Source organism: Pseudopedobacter beijingensis, from assembly GCF_042678145.1.
GTDB classification, from domain to species: Bacteria; Bacteroidota; Bacteroidia; order Sphingobacteriales; family Sphingobacteriaceae; genus Pseudopedobacter; species Pseudopedobacter beijingensis.
Genome location: NZ_JBHUDG010000004.1, coordinates 162,897 through 183,169, shown reverse-complemented (window position 1 = coordinate 183,169; position 20,273 = coordinate 162,897). Strand labels below are relative to the sequence as shown.

17 protein-coding genes are annotated in these 20,273 nt (G+C 36.4%); 9 read left to right on the top strand and 8 right to left on the bottom strand.

Going from position 1 to position 20,273, the window contains the following annotated elements:
* The first annotated feature begins 64 nt into the window (after window positions 1-64).
* The 3 genes from ACFSAH_RS05735 to ACFSAH_RS05725 all read left to right on the top strand — a co-directional run bounded on the left by ACFSAH_RS05735 (window position 65) and on the right by ACFSAH_RS05725 (window position 3,861).
* Window positions 65-961, top strand: coding sequence for a 3-hydroxyacyl-CoA dehydrogenase (locus ACFSAH_RS05735; protein ID WP_379661752.1), 897 nt, complete (start codon window positions 65-67; stop codon window positions 959-961).
* Between the two features lie 251 nt (window positions 962-1,212).
* Window positions 1,213-2,151 carry an alpha/beta fold hydrolase gene (locus ACFSAH_RS05730; protein ID WP_379661751.1) on the top strand — a complete coding sequence of 313 codons (939 nt, stop codon included), beginning with the start codon at window positions 1,213-1,215 and terminating at the stop codon, window positions 2,149-2,151.
* A gap of 123 nt (window positions 2,152-2,274) precedes the next feature.
* A complete protein-coding gene (locus ACFSAH_RS05725; protein ID WP_379661750.1) occupies window positions 2,275-3,861 on the top strand; it encodes a peptide chain release factor 3 in 1,587 nt (528 codons plus the stop codon).
* Between the two features lie 86 nt (window positions 3,862-3,947).
* Here the strand turns inward: ACFSAH_RS05725 and ACFSAH_RS05720 are convergent, their stop codons facing one another.
* Together ACFSAH_RS05720 and ACFSAH_RS05715 are read right to left on the bottom strand one after the other, a co-directional pair.
* Window positions 3,948-5,627: a protein-disulfide reductase DsbD family protein gene (locus tag ACFSAH_RS05720; RefSeq protein WP_379661749.1), complete on the bottom strand. Its 1,680-nt coding sequence runs from the start codon at window positions 5,625-5,627 to the stop codon at window positions 3,948-3,950.
* An 18-nt stretch (window positions 5,628-5,645) separates the two neighbouring features.
* Entirely contained in the window at window positions 5,646-6,092 is a 447-nt protein-coding gene (locus ACFSAH_RS05715) for a protein-disulfide reductase DsbD domain-containing protein (protein WP_379661748.1), read from the bottom strand.
* 229 nt (window positions 6,093-6,321) lie between these two features.
* Between ACFSAH_RS05715 and ACFSAH_RS05710 the strand changes: the two genes are divergently transcribed.
* Complete coding sequence (locus tag ACFSAH_RS05710) at window positions 6,322-7,353, top strand: patatin-like phospholipase family protein (RefSeq protein ID WP_379661747.1); 1,032 nt, start codon at window positions 6,322-6,324, stop codon at window positions 7,351-7,353.
* Here ACFSAH_RS05710 and ACFSAH_RS05705 read toward each other — a convergent pair whose 3' ends face one another.
* Window positions 7,354-8,061, bottom strand: a complete 708-nt coding sequence (locus ACFSAH_RS05705) for an RluA family pseudouridine synthase (RefSeq protein WP_379661746.1) — start codon at window positions 8,059-8,061, stop codon at window positions 7,354-7,356. It abuts the gene before it with no gap.
* Between the two features lie 17 nt (window positions 8,062-8,078).
* On the bottom strand, window positions 8,079-8,894 hold the full coding sequence (gene panB / locus ACFSAH_RS05700) for a 3-methyl-2-oxobutanoate hydroxymethyltransferase (protein WP_379661745.1): 816 nt from the start codon (window positions 8,892-8,894) through the stop codon (window positions 8,079-8,081).
* 311 nt (window positions 8,895-9,205) lie between these two features.
* Here panB and carA point away from each other — a divergent pair, with 311 nt between their 5' ends.
* Window positions 9,206-10,306 (top strand): glutamine-hydrolyzing carbamoyl-phosphate synthase small subunit, encoded by a 1,101-nt coding sequence (gene carA, locus ACFSAH_RS05695; protein ID WP_379661744.1) that lies wholly within the window; start codon window positions 9,206-9,208, stop codon window positions 10,304-10,306.
* A 131-nt stretch (window positions 10,307-10,437) separates the two neighbouring features.
* Window positions 10,438-11,145 carry a VIT1/CCC1 transporter family protein gene (locus ACFSAH_RS05690; RefSeq protein ID WP_379661743.1) on the top strand — a complete coding sequence of 236 codons (708 nt, stop codon included), beginning with the start codon at window positions 10,438-10,440 and terminating at the stop codon, window positions 11,143-11,145.
* A gap of 76 nt (window positions 11,146-11,221) precedes the next feature.
* On the opposite strand, the gene ahcY is transcribed toward ACFSAH_RS05690, so the two are convergent.
* Window positions 11,222-12,538: an adenosylhomocysteinase gene (ahcY, locus tag ACFSAH_RS05685; protein ID WP_379661742.1), complete on the bottom strand. Its 1,317-nt coding sequence runs from the start codon at window positions 12,536-12,538 to the stop codon at window positions 11,222-11,224.
* Between the two features lie 179 nt (window positions 12,539-12,717).
* On the opposite strand from ahcY, the gene ACFSAH_RS05680 reads away from it, so the two are divergent.
* Complete coding sequence (locus tag ACFSAH_RS05680; protein ID WP_379661741.1) at window positions 12,718-13,128, top strand: BrxA/BrxB family bacilliredoxin; 411 nt, start codon at window positions 12,718-12,720, stop codon at window positions 13,126-13,128.
* A gap of 107 nt (window positions 13,129-13,235) precedes the next feature.
* Here the strand turns inward: ACFSAH_RS05680 and ACFSAH_RS05675 are convergent, their stop codons facing one another.
* The gene (locus ACFSAH_RS05675) at window positions 13,236-15,215 is read right to left on the bottom strand and encodes a tetratricopeptide repeat-containing sensor histidine kinase (protein WP_379661740.1); all 1,980 of its coding nucleotides are present in this window, start codon (window positions 15,213-15,215) and stop codon (window positions 13,236-13,238) included.
* A 95-nt stretch (window positions 15,216-15,310) separates the two neighbouring features.
* Between ACFSAH_RS05675 and ACFSAH_RS05670 the strand changes: the two genes are divergently transcribed.
* Both ACFSAH_RS05670 and ACFSAH_RS05665 read left to right on the top strand, forming a co-directional pair.
* On the top strand, window positions 15,311-17,812 hold the full coding sequence (locus ACFSAH_RS05670) for a M1 family aminopeptidase (protein WP_379661739.1): 2,502 nt from the start codon (window positions 15,311-15,313) through the stop codon (window positions 17,810-17,812).
* Window positions 17,813-18,099: 287 nt separating this feature from the next.
* On the top strand, window positions 18,100-18,492 hold the full coding sequence (locus ACFSAH_RS05665) for a hypothetical protein (RefSeq protein ID WP_379661738.1): 393 nt from the start codon (window positions 18,100-18,102) through the stop codon (window positions 18,490-18,492).
* Window positions 18,493-18,583: 91 nt separating this feature from the next.
* Here ACFSAH_RS05665 and ACFSAH_RS05660 read toward each other — a convergent pair whose 3' ends face one another.
* Both ACFSAH_RS05660 and ACFSAH_RS05655 read right to left on the bottom strand, forming a co-directional pair.
* The gene (locus ACFSAH_RS05660) at window positions 18,584-19,462 is read right to left on the bottom strand and encodes an SDR family oxidoreductase (protein WP_379661737.1); all 879 of its coding nucleotides are present in this window, start codon (window positions 19,460-19,462) and stop codon (window positions 18,584-18,586) included.
* Between the two features lie 39 nt (window positions 19,463-19,501).
* Window positions 19,502-20,266 carry an enoyl-CoA hydratase/isomerase family protein gene (locus ACFSAH_RS05655; protein WP_379661736.1) on the bottom strand — a complete coding sequence of 255 codons (765 nt, stop codon included), beginning with the start codon at window positions 20,264-20,266 and terminating at the stop codon, window positions 19,502-19,504.
* Between the last annotated feature and the right edge of the window lie 7 nt (window positions 20,267-20,273).

Here is a 20,273-nt window from a genome sequence, read left to right as displayed (position 1 = left end):
TAACTAAACGGTCTGCATAAAACCAGACCGTTCCAAAATCACTTTGGCTTAAATAATAAATAAAATGGAATTTAAAAACGTAACAATAGCAGGTAGTGGTGTATTAGGCTATCAGATAGCCTTTCAAACAGCTTTTCATGGTTATAATGTCACCGTTTACGACATTAACGATGAAGTACTGGAAAAAGCAAAAGCTAAATTCGACGGCCTGAGCCAGGCCTATAAGAATGATCTTAAAGCAACTCAGGAACAGCTGGACGCTACTTTTAAACGTCTCGCCTATAATTCTGATCTGGCTATTGCAGTAAAAGATGCAGATTTAGTTATAGAGGCCGTTCCGGAGAATCCGCAGATTAAAATAGACTTTTATCAGAAGCTAAGCAAAGCGGCTCCTCAAAAAACAATATTTGCAACCAACTCGTCTACACTTTTACCAAGCGATTTTGCAGATGCAACAGGTCGTCCAGAAAAATTTCTGGCACTGCATTTCGCTAACGAAATCTGGAAACATAATACAGCAGAAGTTATGGGGCACCCCGGAACTGACAAAAAGGTTTTCGATAGCGTGGTAGCATTTTCCAAATCTATTGGCATGGTGGCCTTACCTTTACACAAAGAGCAACCGGGATATATTGTTAACTCTTTACTGGTTCCTTTGCTAACTGCTGCTACTGATCTGTTGGTTAACGAAGTGGCCGATGCAGAAACTATAGACAAAACATGGATGGTAGCCACCAGTGCTCCTATTGGTCCTTTTGCTATTCTGGATATAGTAGGCATTACAACGGCATATAATATCAATAAAATGGCTGCCGATGCTACAAATGATCCTTTAAAAATAAAAACAGTAGAATATCTGAAGAAAAACTTCATAGACAAGAATAAACTGGGAGTTTCTACAGGAGAAGGTTTTTATAAATACCCAAATCCTGCTTATTTAGATAAAGATTTTATGAAATAGCATTTAGAAAATTAGTTTAGTGTTCATATTCAGGCATGAATTATAAGCCACTTTTGTTAGAGCTTGTTTAAATTTATATTGTAAATTTTAAACAGGCTCTTATATTCCATACTAACTAAAAGTGGCTTTATTTTTATTTAACATGATTAATTATAGATATGAAGATTGGTTTGAAATACAAACTTGGAATAGTTAGCTTCATACTGTCTTTTGTTTTAACAAGCCAGATTTACGCAAAAAACTCTAAAAACATGGTTATACAAACCTCGGGTTACAGAAAGCAAAATATAGATAGCAATAATGCGCAACAATTGTATTTCAGACTTTTTAAACCTGACAATAAAGAAGTTAAAGCCACTTTACTAATTTTACATGGTATGCAGGAACACAGTGGTCGTTATACTGATTTTGCTGAATACATGGCCAAAGAGGGCTTTGCTGTAATTACCTACGACCATATAGGACATGGCAATACTGCACAGACCTCAAAAGATCTCGGCTTTTTTCAACATAAAAAACCTGCTCAGCAATTAGTTAATGATGCAGAAAACATGACCGATTACCTGTCTGATCTGTTCCCTGATGTCCCCCATTTTCTTTTAGGACACTCTATGGGTTCTTTTATTGCCCGCTGCCTTTTGCAACAAGCATATCAGAAATTCAACGGTGCTGTTATTGTAGGTACCGGAGGTAAAACACCGGGTGCCGGATTGGCTAAAACCTATTTTGCTTTGATGAATCAGCTTGCGCCAAAACATCGCAGCAATTTTGTCAATCAGTCTTTTTCTAAGATGAATAACAAACGTTTTAAGAATGAACCGAACAGCGATGGAACAAACTGGTTAAGTGCTGACAAAAACAACCGCATTGCATTTACTCAAGATAGCTTATGTGGCGTACCTTTTAGCTATAATGGTTTTTACGCTTTACTTTCATTAAATGTAAAGTCTACTAAAAAAAATTGGGCTAAAAACATTGATCATGATTTTCCTCTTTTATTTATCAGCGGAGCTGATGACCCCATCGGAAATTACGGAAAGGGCGTTACAGAAACCGTATCTAATTTAAAACATAAAGGTTTTACCAATGTAGAAATGAAGCTATACCCTCATATGCGCCACGAAATCCTTAACGAAGGAATAAAAGAAGAGGTTTATAATGATATAGATTTGTGGTTAAAAGGGCGTTAGCTGATTCATAAGACCTACATTATTTATATTATTGTTTTGGAGAATTTCAAATAAAAACTACATTTTTGATACTCCCGATTAATTCTTTTATTTTTGCGCCACAAAAAAATCCCCTGTACTAAGATGACGTTGGAGCAAGAAATCGGTAAAAGAAGAACTTTTGGTATTATTAGTCACCCCGATGCCGGTAAAACAACCCTTACCGAGAAATTACTTTTATTTGGAGGTGCCATCCAAAAAGCTGGAACTGTAAAAAGGAATAAAGCAGAAAAAACGGCTACCTCCGACTTTATGGAAATTGAAAAGCAAAGAGGTATTTCTGTTGCTACATCTGTAATGGGATTTGAATATAAAGATGCCAAAATCAATATTCTGGACACTCCCGGCCACAAAGATTTTGCCGAAGATACTTACAGAACTTTAACTGCGGTAGACTCAGTAATTTTGGTTATTGACTGTGTAAAAGGAGTTGAGGAGCAAACCAGAAAGCTAATGCAGGTTTGTAGAATGCGTAATACTCCTGTTATTGTATTCATCAATAAGTTAGACCGTGAGGGGAAAGATCCATTTGATTTACTGGAAGAAGTAGAAAAAGAGTTACATATATCTACCCGACCATTAAGCTGGCCTATTGGCATGGGCGACAGGTTTAAAGGTGTTTATCAGCTAAACAATCAGGTTTTAAACTTGTATAGTGCCAATAAAAAAGAAATTGCCAATGATAATATTACCTTTAACGATTTATCGGATCCCAAGCTGGATGAAATTATAGGTGAGCAAGCGGCAGATAAATTAAGAGAAGAGGCTGAACTGGTAGAAGGTGTTTTTGAACCTTTTGATGTAAACCTTTACCGCTCGGGATATTTAGCCCCTGTATTTTTCGGATCGGCTATCAATAACTTTGGTATTAAGGAACTTCTGGAAACATTTATTCAGATTGCTCCGTTTCCGCAAGCCCGTGAATCCGATTTAAGGATGATAGAGCCTATGGAAAAGAAGTTCACTGGTTTTATCTTTAAGATACATGCTAACCTGGATCCTAATCATAGAGACAGGATTGCTTTCTGTAGAATCACGTCCGGGAAGTTTGAAAGAAATACATTTTATCTCCATACCAGACTTAATAAAAAACTAAAATTTGCTTCGCCTACCAGTTTTATGGCAGATAGTAAAAGTTTGGTGGAAGAGGCTTACCCCGGCGATGTTATTGGTTTATACGATGCCGGAAACTTTAAAATTGGAGATACTTTAACCGAAGGGGAAAAGTTACAGTTTTTGGGTATTCCTAGTTTCTCCCCAGAGATTTTCAGGGAGTTGGAGAACACCGACCCAATGAAAACAAAGCAACTGGAAAAAGGTATTATGCAATTAAGTGATGAAGGTGTAGCCCAGCTCTTTATTGTAAATCCGGGAAACAGAAAGGTAATTGGTACAGTTGGAGAACTACAGTTTGAGGTTATTCAGTTCCGCTTATTACATGAGTATGGGGCTTCTTGTCAGTTCAGAGGTTTAAATTACTCCAAAGCCAGTTGGGTTTCTGCTGAGACACCTACTGATATGCAAAACTTCTTAAGAACACAGGCTTCCAGAATTGGATTTGATAAAGAAGATAGACCTGTATTTTTCTCTTCGTCTGCCTGGGATTTGGAATATACAGCAAAACAATACCCTGCTATTTCATTCCACGACAACTCGGAATGGGATAGGTAAAATATAAAATCAGAAGCCTAAAACTAAAAGTACTTATTAGGTGTAAAAACTTTAGGCTTCTGATCATTTTCTCTCAACTTCAGCTACTACTTTGTTTTAAATTGCGTTAAACCGCTATCTAGAAAACCTAAATAACTTTCCGGATTATAATCTGCTCCGGTAGGCTTTACCAGCATTTGCCCATCATGATCTAAAAGAACATAGAAAGGTTGCGAGTTGGCATTATATTCCGCTGCCTGAAAATCGCTCCACTTGTTCCCTATTGTTTTAATTTTCTTTCCGCTAAAAGTCGAAACAACTTGCTCTTCTACAGGTAAGGCTGTTTTATCATCTACATAAAGTTGAATAATAACATAATCATTGGCTAAACGACTGTAAACATTTTTATCCGGCCATACGCTTGCCTCCATTTTTCGGCAGTTAACACAAGCATGTCCGGTAAAATCAATCATCACCGGCTTATTAACCTCTTTGGCATAAGCCATCCCCTCTTCATAATCGAAAAAGACATCTAAATTTAATGGTGCATGAAAAATGTCGCTATACTTTTTGTGCTTGCTTACTTTTTGAACAGATGCAGCTCCTCCCCCAGTTAAAGAAGGCGTATACAAATCAAAATCCTGGGTGGCTTGTGGTGGTAAAAAAGCTGAAATTGATTTTAAAGGTGCTCCCCATAATCCCGGAATCATATAAACCGTAAAAGAGAAGGTAATAATGGCTAAAAACAACCGGGGTATTGAAAGATATTCTAATTTACTATCATGCGAAAAACGGATCTTTCCTAATAAATACAGTCCTAAAAGTCCAAATATCACAATCCATAACACTAAAAAAACTTCCCTATCAAATAGTTTCCAATGGTAAGCGAGATCTACATTACTTAAAAATTTAAGTGCCAGAGCCAGTTCTAAAAAACCCAGTACTACCTTAACGCTGTTTAACCAACCTCCTGATTTAGGCAGACTTTTTAACCAACCTGGGAACATCGCAAAAAGAGCAAATGGAATAGCTAATGCCAGTGAAAAGCCAAACATACCTATTGCTGGCCCTAATAATGCCCCCATAGAAGCTGCCTGTACCAGTAAGGTTCCTATAATAGGCCCGGTACAAGAGAAAGAAACCAATGCAAGGGTGGCTGCCATAAAAAACAAGCCCAACAATCCTCCTTTATTAGATTTCTCATCAACTTTATTCACCCATCTGGAGGGCAATGTAATTTCGAACGCACCTAAAAAGGATACCGCAAAAACTACCAGTAAAATAAAAAACAGGAAATTAAATATGCCGTTAGTTGATAATTCGTTTAAAGCATCGGCACCAAAAGCAAGGGTTACCAACAAACCAATAGCTACATAAATTACAATAATGGAGGCTCCATATATTAAAGCTTGTCCTACTGATTTAGACGTGGTTCCGCTTTTCTTGGTAAAATAACTTACCGTCAGGGGTAACATAGGAAATATACAGGGCATTAAAAAAGCAGCAAATCCCCCCAGGAAACCAGCAATAAATATGGCCCATAGAGACGACTCGTCCGATGTATCTGTATCCTGATTAAATGAAAAACTTTCTGCTTTTACACTATCTACCTGCGATTGGGTCTGCCTGTTTGCTGTAACGGTATCTGTAATATCTGTTGCATTTTCATCTATATCTGTAAACTCAATATTTTCGTATGATATTGTATCTGCACTCTGCTGGGCATAACCCGGCATAACTCCCCATAACAACAGTATACAAAATAAATAAAACCTTATTTTCTCCATTTTTTAACAGCTACTTCTTTATTTTATTACTACACTAAATTTCACCTCTTTTGGCGGAAGGCACTGTTTATCATTACACGCCATATATTCCAAAGTACCATCTACTGTAGTTTCTTTAGCATTCAGTTTTACCTTCTGCTGAAAAACAGCTGAATTTTGAAAATATTTAACATTCATATTAAAAGTCTTTTCAAACTTTGAAGCAGGTTTAGGTTCACCCGTTTTTCCTACCAGACTATAGTTCTTTGAAGGGCTAAAAACAAAACTCGTTGGTACAGGTCCTCCCTCGTCCACAAACTGCGAATAAATATTCCATCCGGGCTGAATGGTAGCTTTAAGAAAAACAACAGCCTCTTTATCGTTTATTTTCTTTGCCGCATAGCTCCATTTTACAGGATTTAGAATTTGCGACTGCACACTTAAACTAAAAAACAACAGAAATGTAAAAGATAGAATATTCTTCATAATGTGAGATTAATTTTTCAAACAATCTATAAATTTATAAATTTTAGGAGAGCTTGCTCGCTCCTTGTCTGTTTTTTAACGGTTTTATGATATAATTATGTTAGCAAGAGGACTATATTAGCATAACATTTCGGTTACAATATGATCTCGCTCTGAAAAACCTGCAAATTATGAATGTAACGAATTATTTTTATTTTTATCCAGCATATTTGACAAGTATCTACAACAAATGAAGGTTATTTTATCTATAGATGGTGGTGGTATAAAAGGTATTATTCCGGGCATGGTTCTGGTAAATTTAGAAGAAAGACTCCGTATCAAAACAAATAATCCCAAAGCCAGTATTACAGATTATTTTGATTTTTACGCCGGTACCAGCACAGGTGGTATTTTGGTAAGTCTTTTACTTTGCCCTTCGGAAGAGGACCCTACCCGCCCAAAATTCTCTGCTCAGGAAGCACTGGACCTTTATTTAAAACATGGCACAGAAATATTTCAAGCTAAAGGTTTTAAAAAAATACTCGCAAGCTTTGGTTGGGTAACAGAAAAATATAACGATAGGGCGTGGGAAAACATACTTGAAAAATATTTCAAAAAAACAAAGCTTAGTGAGCTGATAAAACCCTGCATTATTACTGCCTATAATATTGAACTTAGAAAAGCTCATTTCTTTAGACAAACAGTAGCCAAGTCCAGAGGTACCCACCGAGATTTTTATGTAAAAGATGTATGCCGGGCCACGTCTGCAGCTCCCACCTATTTTAGTGTAGCAGAAATATATTCTCTTGCAGGAGTGAGATATCCACTCTTAGATGGCGGTATTTTCGCCACCAATCCTACTTTAAGTGCTTTTGTAGAGATAAAAAAAGATCCTGAAGAAATTGTAACTAAAGATGTTTACATTCTTTCGTTAGGTACCGGTATTTCAAAAAAGGCTTATGATAGTGACGAAATAAGACAAACTAAAGCTCTTTTTGTAGTACCCGCTCTGTTAGACATGATGATGAGTGGCGCTACAGAAATAAGCCATTTCTATATGATGCAGATTTGCGCTTTCTTAGGTATTTCCAGACAATATGTACGTCTTGAACCTAAAGACATGCAAAGCGTAGATGAAAGTTTAGATGCTGCCAGTCCTAAAAACATCAATAAACTGGTTTCTCTCGCCGATAGGTTAATCAGCGAAAGAAACTTATTACTTGATAGAATTGTAGATAAATTAATTGATTTGAGAAAACACCCTGAAGAATTGAAGATTTAGTTATTTCTCCAGAGAAGTAAATTTATTCCAAAAACCATCCCTAGGGAGTGGCGCATTAATAACTACTTTCTCTTGCTTTACCGGATGAATAAACTCTAATTGCTTTGCATGTAAAGAGATACTTTTGGTACGACTCCCTCGGGGATATCCATATTTGTTATCTCCTACAATAGGGCTGCCTAAGCTAGCCAACTGAACACGTATTTGGTGCGGACGGCCAGTGATAGGATCCACTTCTATAACATAATATCCATCGATATGAGCTATAACCTTAAAATTCAGTTCAGCTCGTTGCCCGTTAGAAACTTCATGATTATAGGCTGTAGTAATATTCTTTTTTGGGTTTTTAACCAACCAATGCACCAGGTTGCCATTCATTTTTGAGGGTTTGTTTTTAACCACCGCCCAATAAGTCTTCTTCATTTCCCGCTCTTTGAACATTTTGTTCACCCGGTCTAATGCTTTAGATGTTTTGGCAAATAAAATCACACCACTTACCGGTCTATCCAGCCTGTGCACTACTCCTAAAAAAGCTCCATTAGGTTTTTTATATTTTTCAGCAATATAGGTCTTTACCATCTCATCCAATGGCTTATCTCCTGTATCGTCTTCCTGCACAATCCAACCTGCTTTTTTAAAAACCCCAATCAGGTGATTATCCTCGTAAAGCACATCCTGATCTGCTAACTTATAAAAGTTTTTATCCATTATCCCCCAACCCGCTCTTAATATTGTTCCTTTTCGTTAGGAAAACTCCTGCTCTTAACATCGCTTACATAACCCTCTGCCGCACCTTTTATTTGCCCGTACAGATTAAGGTACTGACGTAAAAACCTTGGTGTAAAACCTTTTGTTAATCCCAACATATCGTTAACTACCAAAACCTGTCCATCACAATCAGGACCTGCACCTATCCCTATTGTTGGAATATTCAGGCTTTCCGATACTTCCTTCCCTAATGCAGCAGGTATTTTCTCAATAACAACAGCACAACAACCAGCTTCTTCCAATGCTTTGGCATCACTTTTTAGTTTCTCTGCTTCGGCTTGCTCTTTTGCCCTTACGGTATAAGTTCCGAATTTATAGATTGATTGCGGAGTAAGTCCTAAATGTCCAACTACGGGAATGCCAGCAGTAATAATTCGTTGTACCGACTCAACAATTTCTACTCCACCTTCTAATTTAACACCATGTGCACCAGATTCTTTCATTATGCGTATTGCAGAATTCAATGCTTCCTTAGAGTTTCCCTGATAGGAACCAAAAGGCAAATCGACTATTACCAAAGCTCGTTTTACGGCCCTTACCACAGACGAAGCATGATAAATCATTTGATCCAACGTAATCGGTAAAGTAGTTTCATGTCCAGCCATAACATTAGAAGCCGAGTCCCCAACCAACAATACATCCACACCCGCATCATCTAAAATAGTTGCCATCGAATAATCATAAGCAGTAAGCATCGCAATTTTCTCATTCCTAAGCTTCATTTCCTGCAAGCTAAATGTAGTTACTCTTTTAACTTCTTTATGTACCGACATAATATTGCGTTTTTAGGTATTAACAAATTCTAATATTTCATTCTATGCAAAGGTAGAAATTTGAAAATTGTTTCAACATTTTATTCCAAAAGGTATTTCTCTAATATGTGCCTGTAAATGCATTTTAAGCATGTTCATAAAAATTTGTTAAAGATTATTTAAAACTTAAGCCAAAATCCTTTAAATTTGCACCCCGATATGAAAAATAAGGAAGCTCTTATTTCTACTCTTAAGATCGGAGGTTTTACTTCGCAATTTCCTTTTTTTCAAAACCACCAGCATTTTAATAATTTAAAATATAACGATCAGCAATGAACGCAATTTACACCAAATTACCTGCGGTTCTTTTATTAGAAGATGGTACAGTTTTTTACGGAAAAGCAGCCGGAAAAATTGGCACTACTACAGGGGAAATCTGTTTCAACACCGGCATGTCTGGGTATCAGGAGGTTTTTACCGACCCATCTTACTTTGGGCAAATCATGGTAACAACTAACGCGCATATTGGTAATTACGGAATCCACTCAGATGAAGTGGAATCTGATGGAATTAAAATTGCGGGCTTAGTTTGTAAAAACTTCAACATTACCTACAGCAGAAAACAAGCTGACAAATCTATCCAGGACTATTTCCAGGAAGAAAACATAGTGGGAATTTCTGACATTGATACCCGTGAACTGGTAAGATATATCAGAGACAAGGGAGCTATGAATGCTATTATTTCTTCAGAGATTACTGGCATTGATGAATTGAAAGCTAAATTGGCTGAAGTTCCATCTATGGAAGGGTTAGAGCTTTCTTCTGTGGTTAGCACAAAAGAACCTTATACATACGGTGATGAAAGTTCAGCTATAAAAGTAGCAGTACTTGATTTAGGGGTTAAGAAAAATATTCTAAGAAATTTTGCCGATAGAGGTGTTTTTGCAAAAGTTTTCCCTGCAAAAACTTCTTTCGAGGAAATGGAAAAATTCAGCCCTAACGGATATTTCATTAGTAATGGCCCTGGCGATCCTGCTGCAATGCCTTATGCTGTAGAAACAGTTAAACAAATACTAGCAACAGAAAAACCATTATTTGGTATTTGTCTTGGACACCAATTATTAGCTTTGGCTAACGGTATTGGCACCATGAAAATGTTTAACGGACACCGTGGCGTTAACCACCCGGTAAAAAACATTATCAAAAACAGCTGCGAGGTAACTTCTCAAAACCATGGTTTTGGTGTTGTTCCGGAACAGGTAAAAAATTCTGACAAGGTAGAAATCACTCACATCAACTTAAATGACGAGTCTATAGAAGGTATCAGAGTTAAAGGTAAAAATGCATTCTCTGTACAATACCATCCTGAATCATCTCCAGGTCCTCACGATTCCAGATATCTATTCGACGAGTTCGTTGCTATGATGAAATAAAAAACTAAAGCCGGGACAAATGTCCCGGCTTTTTTATTGAATTAATTTTCCATGCTGTATTACTTATTTATAATCTTTCAATGGTAAATCCTGTTTATCTTTAAGATATATAACATCAAAACAACAACATCATGCCTGAAAAAGAAATAGACAAGTATTTGGCTCAACATTACATCCATAAAAGCAATTGGCTCCGCGCAGCGGTATTAGGTGCTAACGACGGCATTCTATCCACCGCAAGTATTGCTGTTGGTGTTGCTGCGGCAAGTACCACCAGAGAACCCATAATTTTAGCTTCATTAGCTGGATTAGTTGCCGGAGCTCTTTCTATGGCTGCTGGAGAATATGTATCGGTAAGTTCCCAGACAGATATTGAAAAAGCTGATATAGAACGGGAAAAACGTGAATTAAAAGAAATGCCAGAAACGGAACTAAAAATGCTGGCCAACATTTATGAACAGAGAGGCTTGAAAAGAGAAACGGCTTTATTGGTTGCAAAAGAGCTTACCGAACATGACGCCCTGAATGCACATGTAAGAGACGAACTGGGAATTAACGAGCTACACCAGGCTAACCCTTTACAAGCGGCACTGGCCTCAGGAGCTTCTTTTACTTTTGGCGCTGCTTTCCCTCTGTTGGTTTCTATTTTCTTCCCGCTTGACAATATGGTCTATTACCAGTATGGTTGTGCTATCTTATTTCTGGCAATACTTGGTGCTTTAGCTGCTAAAACCGGAGGTTCTGGCATGGGAAAAGCCATTATACGTATTACATTATGGGGAACCATTGCTATGGTTCTGAGTGCATTGGTAGGGTATTTATTTGGAGTAAATATTTAAGATTTTCAACAAATAAAAAAGGGTTGTTTTAAAATAAAACAACCCTTTTTTTAAATCAGTATATTATATTGAAATATTAATATCTATAATGTTCTGGTTTAAATGGTCCTTCTACAGAAACACCTATATAAGCAGCCTGATGTGGATCAAGTACATCCAGCTCAACACCTATTTTCTCCAGGTGTAAACGAGCTACCTTTTCATCTAAATGCTTAGGTAATGTATACACTTTGTTTTCGTAAGCTGAGGTATTTGTCCATAACTCTAACTGCGCCAATGTTTGATTGGTAAAAGAGTTACTCATTACAAAACTTGGGTGACCAGTAGCACACCCCAGATTTACTAACCTACCTTCTGCTAAAAGAATAATATCTTTTCCATCGATAGTATATTTATCTACCTGAGGTTTAATCTCTATTTTGGTATTACCATAGTTTGTGTTTAACCAGGCTACATCTATTTCGTTATCGAAGTGACCAATATTACAAACGATGGCCTTATCTTTCATAGATTTAAAATGCTCTGCCCTTACAATATCGCAGTTTCCTGTAGTAGTTACAATAATATCTGCTTCTTTTACGGCATTAGCAAACTTCTTCACTTCATAGCCTTCCATTGCAGCTTGTAAAGCACAAATCGGGTCTATTTCTGTAACAATAACACGTACACCTGCACTGCTTAAAGATTCTGCTGACCCTTTACCCACATCTCCGTAACCTGCAACAACAGCAACCTTACCTGCTAACATCACGTCTGTTGCTCTTCTGATAGCATCTACCAAAGACTCACGACAACCGTATTTATTATCGAACTTAGATTTAGTTACAGAATCATTCACGTTAATTGCAGGTAAATGCAATGTTCCATTCTTCATTCTTTCATACAAACGATGTACACCTGTAGTCGTTTCTTCAGAAAGTCCTTTAATACCAGCTATTAACTCAGGATATTGATCAAAAACCATATTGGTTAAATCTCCACCATCGTCTAAAATCATATTTAACGGTTGACGTTCTTCTCCAAAATAAAGCGTTTGCTCAATACACCAGTTAAATTCCTCTTCATTCATACCTTTCCAGGCATAAACAGAAATACCTGCTGCTGCAATAGCTGCTGCTGCATGATCCTGAGTTGAGAAAATATTACATGAAGACCATGTAACCTCTGCACCTAACTCTACCAAAGTTTCGATAAGAACAGCTGTTTGGATAGTCATGTGTAAACATCCAGCAATTCTAGCTCCTTTTAAAGGTTTCGCAGCACCGAATTCCTTTCTTAATGACATTAGTCCCGGCATTTCTGCTTCTGCTAATTCAATTTCTTTTCTTCCCCATTCCGCAAGGGAAATGTCCTTAACTTTATAAGGTACGTAAGTTGTCTCTACTGATGACATAGTATATATATTATTTTTTTGCCAAAGTTACCCAATAAGCTCATCAATACCAATGCTTTAATCAATTATAAATCACCCCTAAACTATTTTTACATTCGATTGATAAGCTAAATCATTTCCAAACAGAAAATTATGTAATTTTGTGTATTAAATATAATTGAGTTAAAAAAATAACGCTAATGTATCCAGAATATTTAGTTGCTCCTATGAGAGCAGACCTTACCAATGCTGGTTTTGAAGAGCTTAAAACCGCTGATGAAGTAAAAAATGCTATTGAAGGTGAAGGAACTACTTTTGTTGTAGTAAATTCTGTTTGTGGTTGTGCCGCAGCAAATGCCAGACCTGCTGCCAAAATAGCTGCTGAGAATGCAAAAAAACCCAACAAACTGGTTACTGTTTTTGCAGGGATGGAAAAAGATGCGGTAGATGCTGCCAGAGAATATATGCTTCCTTTCCCACCTTCTTCTCCGGCCATGGCTTTATTTAAAGACGGTAAATTGGTACACATGATAGAAAGACATCAAATAGAAGGCAGAGGTGCACAAATGATTGCTGATAATTTGATCGGTGCTTTTGAGCAATACTGCTAAATATTACAAGAAAAGACTATCTAAAAAGATTTTTGTCTTACTCAACCCCGAAAGTTTTCGAAAAAAGGTGGAGACAATATTTTCTAGCTTTTTAGATAGTCTCCCTTCTAAACATTTTTTTTATTCATAGAGAAATAAAAAGTGGTACCTTCTCCCAATTCACTTTCCACACGTATCTCACCTCCATTTAATTCTACAAATTCTTTACATAACAGCAATCCTAAGCCTGTGCCTTTTTCTTCATTTGTCCCTTCGGTACTATTCCCCGAAAAAGCAAATAACTTAATCAACCTATCTTCTGAAATCCCAACCCCGTTATCTTTCACATAAAACTCATTCAATCCGTTTTCGGTATGCCCTATTGTAATTGCACCATTTACCGGAGTAAATTTTATAGCGTTAGAAATTAGATTTCGTATGATAAACAAAAAATGGTTATAATCTGCTGTTAGCACTAAATCATCAGGCACATGATTATAAACCGATATATTTTTTTCCCTGATATTCCCTGAAAGGAATTCTATATTTTTATTTACTAATTCATATGCCCTGATAGCAACCGGGTTCAATTGCCCTCCTCCCTTAATTTGTGCATACCCCCACATCAGAAGATTGTCCAGTGTCTCAATAGCGCTATAGGATTGGCTAATAGCCTGATTGATCCATAACTCCATATCTTTCTCATTAAGTTTCTTCTCTTTAATCATCTGTAAAAGCCCCAATGTTCCAGAATATGTACTTCTCAGATCATGCCCTATAATAGAAAATAATTTATCTTTTACCTGATTACTTTCCGAAAGCTGGTTTTTAGTTTCCATATTTTGCTTATTCAACTGTCTTATTCTATGATAGGCTAAAGCAAAAACAAGCATAAAACCAAAGACAAAAACAGAAAAAACTATACTTAAATCTCTCTGTCGGGTTCGGGTTTCATTCATCTCATTAGCTATCTGCAGTTTTTCTTCCGTCTTCTCTAGCTGATACAGACTTTCTAATTCTTGAATATCCTTCTCATTTTTACTTTCATTATAAGTATTCAGCTTCTCGTAATATTCTGTTGTAAAACTTAACGCTTTCTTATATTCACCTAATTGCGTATAATTATCTGTAATTAGCTTCAACTGACTCATTTCACCAACTTCGGAGCTTATACTTCTACTTTTCTCTAATGCCAGCAAAGCATTTTTAAGGCTATTTTGGTGGTCGCCCAAATCGTAATATATAGTAGCTATATTCTGGATACTTTTCAATTCAATATCTGGTACATTATATTTTAATGACTCGTCCAATGACTTTTTAAAATAAGACATTGCCTGATGGTAATCTTTTTTGCTTTTATAAACCATTCCTATATTCAACAAAGCTGATGGTTTCTGAAAATCATCTATTTCAGGATTATTTTGTGCAATCTCATAGATCCTGTTAAACATAGCTAAAGCTTTATCCAACTGTTTTAGCTCTGCGTAGGCAATTGCTTTATTATTCACAATCCCAATTTCCAGTTCTTTTCTTTTTAAGGTTTTATGATTTATAGAGTCGGCTATATTAGCATAGGTAATTGCTTTATCGTATTTCTTTAAATCTACAGATATGGCACTCAATTTCATATATGATGCAATTATTCCTCTTTTATCATCTAATTCCTCATTAACCCTTAACGATTTCAAAGCAAAATCAGTAGCCTTTACATAGTCCCCTTTTTTCCCGTAAACTACTGTAATAAGATTATATCCGCGGGCTAAGTCTTCCTGAAAACCGTATTTTTCTGCTATTCGTATTCCCTCCTTACAATAACGCTCTGCTTCTGCAAATCCGCTATGAAATAGCATTACGTTTCCCATATTCAGATTCACCAAACATTCTCCTTTATAATATTTTTTTCTTTGAGAATAAGCCAAAGCTTCTTTTCCATAAAACCTAACGGAATCTATAGCTTTAGCATCAAAGCTTTTCATAAGTCCGGTATAAGCTGCTACAACAGTAGAATCATCTTTGGGATGTTTAATGATGGCTTTAAAGTCTTGCCCATGAGCTAACCCAGACACAAAAATCAGTAAAGCAAGCAGAGGTGAATAATTATTAACCATTATTATACAATAATAACAAAAAGCGACTGTTTAAATTAAATTAACAGCTACAATAAAAAATTTAAAATATATTCGTTATTTCAAATGAAATCTGAATGAGTACATCCATTATAAAACATTTATTACTGAGTTTCCTCCTATCAATATACTGCAGCTTTACATGGGCACAGGATGATAAAAAGGACAATCTACTTGTTTACAAAGCCGCTAATGAAAAGATAAATGAACTTGTACATACTAAACTTGATGTATCTTTCAATTATCCAAAAAGACAATTAAACGGTAAAGCCTGGATTACCCTAAAACCTTATTTTTACAGTACAGACTCTTTAACCCTGCATGCCAAGGGAATGGATATAAAACAAGTAGCACTTATTACAGGAAATACAAAAAAAACACTTCGATATTCTTACGACAGCCTTTTTTTAAAAATACAATTAGACAAAAAATACGAAGCTACTGACCAGTATGATATTTTTATAGATTACGTAGCAAAACCGGATGAACTAAAAGCCAATGGAAGTCGAGCTATTACATCTGCAAAGGGCTTATATTTTATTAATCCGGACAGCACCATTTCGGGTAAACCTGTACAAATATGGACACAGGGAGAAACAGAAGCTTCTTCTGTATGGTTTCCTACCATAGATAGCCCCAACCAAAAAACTACTCAGGAAATTTATATAACGGTTCCCCGACAGTACAAAACGCTTTCTAATGGTTTATTACTGAAACAAACTGAAAATAAAGATGGTACTCGAACGGATTACTGGAAAATGAACCATCCGCATGCTCCATATCTTTTTATGATGGCAGTGGGCGATTTTAAGATCGCAAAGGATCGATGGAAAAACATTCCGTTAGAATATTACCTCGAACCCAAATACGCACCTTACGCACAGGCTATTTTTGGGGATACGCCTAAAATGATGGAGTTTTTCTCTCAGAAACTAGGCATTGATTATCCCTGGGAAAAATATGCACAAATAGTGGTTCGCGATTATGTAAGTGGAGCTATGGAAAATACAACTGCAACGTTACATGGCGATTTTGTACAACAAACGGACCGGGAAATTATAGATGAGCATGCGGGAGAAGAGGTCATTGCCCACGAACTTTTCCACCATTGGTTTGGCAACTATGTAACGGCAGAAAGTTGGGGCAACTTAGCTATAAACGAATCTTTTGCCAATTTTTCTGAAATGCTTTGGATTGAGCATAAACATGGAAAAGATGAAGGTGATGCCAAAAATTATGAAGACATGCAAAGTTACCTGAATGATTTATCTGCTATTAACAAATCTCTCATCAGGTTTTACTATAAGGATAAAGAGGACATGTTTGATGTGGTAAGCTACCAAAAAGGGGGACGAATTTTGAATATGCTGAGAAACATCATAGGAGAAGATGCCTTTTTTAAATCACTCCATATTTTCCTTAAGCAGCATGCATTTAAAACAGGTGAAGCCCATCAATTCCGTTTAGCAGTTGAAGAGGCCACTGGCAAAGACATGAACTGGTTCTTTAATCAATGGTTTTTTGGTGCAGGCCATCCCAAACTGGAAATCAGATACCAATGGAATGAAACTGCAAAAAAACAATATGTTTACCTAAAACAAACTCAGGAGAATAATACGTTTACTTTACCTTTTAAAATTGATATTTACAGAGGTAAAGACAAAGAAACACTGACTTATACGCTACAAAAGAAATCAGATACTTTAACTTTTTCCCTAAACGCTAAGCCTGATCTGATTAATATAGATGCTGACAAAGTGTTACTTGTAGAAAAAGATGACGAAAAGTCTATGGAACAGTACCTGTTTCAACAAAAAAATGCACCTCTTTATTTAGACAGATTGGAAGCTTTGGAAACAGCCATAGCTAAACCTCATGAAAAATATGCTAATGAAATTATTTTGAATGCTTTAAACGATCCTTCGTACAGGATCAGGATTAAAGCCATAGATGCATTAAATTTCCAAAAAAAGGCGCATTCTGCAGCTATTCCTTTACTTAGAAAAATAGTAGAAAACGACCCAAAAACTATTGTACAGGCTACTGCTATAGATGCTTTGGCAAAAAAAAGAGATAAAAATGATCTCCCTTTATTTATGAAGGCATTGCATAGCAACTCCTACAGTGTACAGGCTGCTGCCCTCGCCGCTATTACTTCTTCTGATTTTAATGTTGCATTGGATAAAGCCAAAGAATTAAAAAACCAGGCCGAAGGTTCGCTGTCAAATGCTATCGTGTCTATACTGGCCAGCAATGGAGATATTAATGATTTCGACTTTATTGTTCAGGCTTTTAGAGAAGCCTCTCCGCAAAGTAAAATTCAGATGTCACAAGATCTGATTCTGATGCTTGGAAAAATAAATGACACCCATCTTGTAAAGAGTAATATTGATGAGCTCTATAATTGGGGATTACAGTACAAAAATTACGGATTGGATAAATATGCTGTAGGATTAATGGATACGCTCATATCTTTCAAACAAGATTTATTAAAAACATCTATTCCACAAACAGATAAAAAAGCGATTCAGGAACAAATAGATTATACCGAAAAAACAATAGACAAACTCTTGAAATAATCACTTTATTACTCAACCCGGAAAAGGAATAAATACACATTCTGTAGATATTATCTACAACAACTTTAGCAATTAAATTTTATAAACGATTTAATGTCGCTATTTCCACCAGATAATTTCAGTCTTTCTTATGACCATAAAACAGGATAATAGCATAAAGGAAGCGGATAAACACCTATTACTAAAACGGTAACAAACATATTATTCTATAAAAAATAAAGATATAGAAAACAGGTATATTCCTTGTAAAGTCAGAATAATATTAATAACTCAATTCAATATTTTTTATGACAAAATCAAATTTCTATCGGTTTGTATTCCTTTCCAGTTTCGTATTTGGAGCTTTATTTCTATTGGGAAGTTGTAGCAAAAGTGACAACAACACATCAGGTTCTGTAAAGGTTACTTACAAAATCATCGGTTCTTCCGACACTAACATTACAACGGTTGTATATTACAGTGGTAACAGCGCTGTAACGGCTACAGGCGATTTTGGTTCTTCATGGGAAAAAGAAGCCACCGTTGATAGCAAACTATTAACTATAGCAACTGCAAATGCCTTAGGTGGTTCAGATAACTCAACGCTACAAGGACAAATCTTAATTAACGGAGAGGTTGTTAAAGAAAATACCCCTTCTACAGGAAAATACCTTTCTACCACTATTTCTCTGGGTAATTAATTTAAAAATAACTCCTACAAGAGAGGTATAAAAAATAAGCAGCAGATTTTAAAATCTGCTGCTTATTTTTTACACCTCAAACATCAATTATTTACTTCTTATTGTTTTTCCTGATCATTTGCTCTAACTGATCCCACATATCATCCGGAACCATTTCTAAAGCACTTAACTGTCCTGCTCCCTGCAACCACTCTCCACCATCTATAGTAATCACTTCTCCATTAATATAATTAGAATAATCTGACAATAAATAAGCGGCAAGATTAGCCAATTCCTGATGATCGCCAACTCTTTTCAATGGAACACGATTTTTAAAATCAAACTTCTGTGCCATATCTCCCGGCAACAATCTATCCCAGGCTCCCTTTGTAGGGAAAGGTCCCGGAGCAATCGCATTTGTTCTTATCTGATGCCTGCCCCATTCTACCGCTAAAGAACGTGTTAAAGCTAACACACCTCCCTTTGCACAAGCAGACGGAACAACATAAGCCGATCCTGTAAAAGCATACGTAGTAACAATATTTAATACAGAAGCAGGCTGTTTTTCAGCAATCCAATGTTTCCCAAAAGCTAGTGTACAATTTACCGTTCCTTTTAGTACAATATCTATGATGGTACTAAATGCATTGGATGAAAGTCTTTCTGTCGGAGAAATAAAATTCCCCGCAGCATTATTCAGTAAACCATCCACTTTTGTAAATGTTTCCAGCGTTTTTTCCAGCATCTGCTGTACCTGTTCGTCTTCCCTTACATCACAAGCAACGGGCAAAACCTGACCTCCTGTTTGCTCTTCCAGCTCAGCAGCCGTTTTTTCAAGAACATCCATTTTTCTGGATGTAATCACCACATTTGCACCTAACTGCAATAAATAGGTCGACATCGAACGCCCTAAACCCGTCCCACCACCGGTAACCACAAAAGTTTTCCCCTTTAGTGCGTTATCTCTTAACATAGGTTGATTGTAAGCCATAAATATCTTTATTTTACAAATGCAACAGCTAAATTAATCTTATTGTTTAGATTTTAGATTATCTATAATGGTTTTCACGATTAAACGAGTGCGTGGTGCCCACCATTGCTCTAAAACCTTATTTAAAGTTACCGATTGATCTGCTGTAACTTTCTCTATCAGTTCTCTTCTCAGATTAAGCTTCGTTTGCTGCCAGGTAGTGTAATCGTATTGCAGGTAACTTTGTATCTTTTTCTCTGCAACAGTCATCAGGTAAGAAATATCTGCAACCTCGTCCACCAAACCTGATTCTTTTGCTTCTTCTACCGTTAACAATTTACCCTCTAAGATATATTGATATGCTTTACGCTTTCCTATCCAAAATGCATAAAGCTCAAAAATACTATCCGGAACTATAATACCTACAGGCACTTCGTTAAGGCCGATAATATATTTACCTTCCGCCATTACCCTGTAATCGCTACACAAGGCCATAACACATCCTCCCGCAGGACTGTGCCCGCTGATTACAGATATCAAAGGTTTTTTAAAGCAGGTCAAGGTAGAAACCAATTTTAGAAAATCCTCCCAAAACGCTCTAATCTCCACTTCGTTGTAATCATACAATTCAATCAAATCCAATCCCGCTGTAAAAAAACCACTTTTACCGGTTAGTATTACACCTGCAATATTCTGATCTTGCTCTATGTTTATTATCAGATTTTGCAGTTCGTTTACCAATTCCCTATTCATTGCATTAGACGAACCTCTGTCCATAGCAACAATGGCTACTTTTTCTCTTATAGTAACTTTCAGTGTATTCATTCTTTAT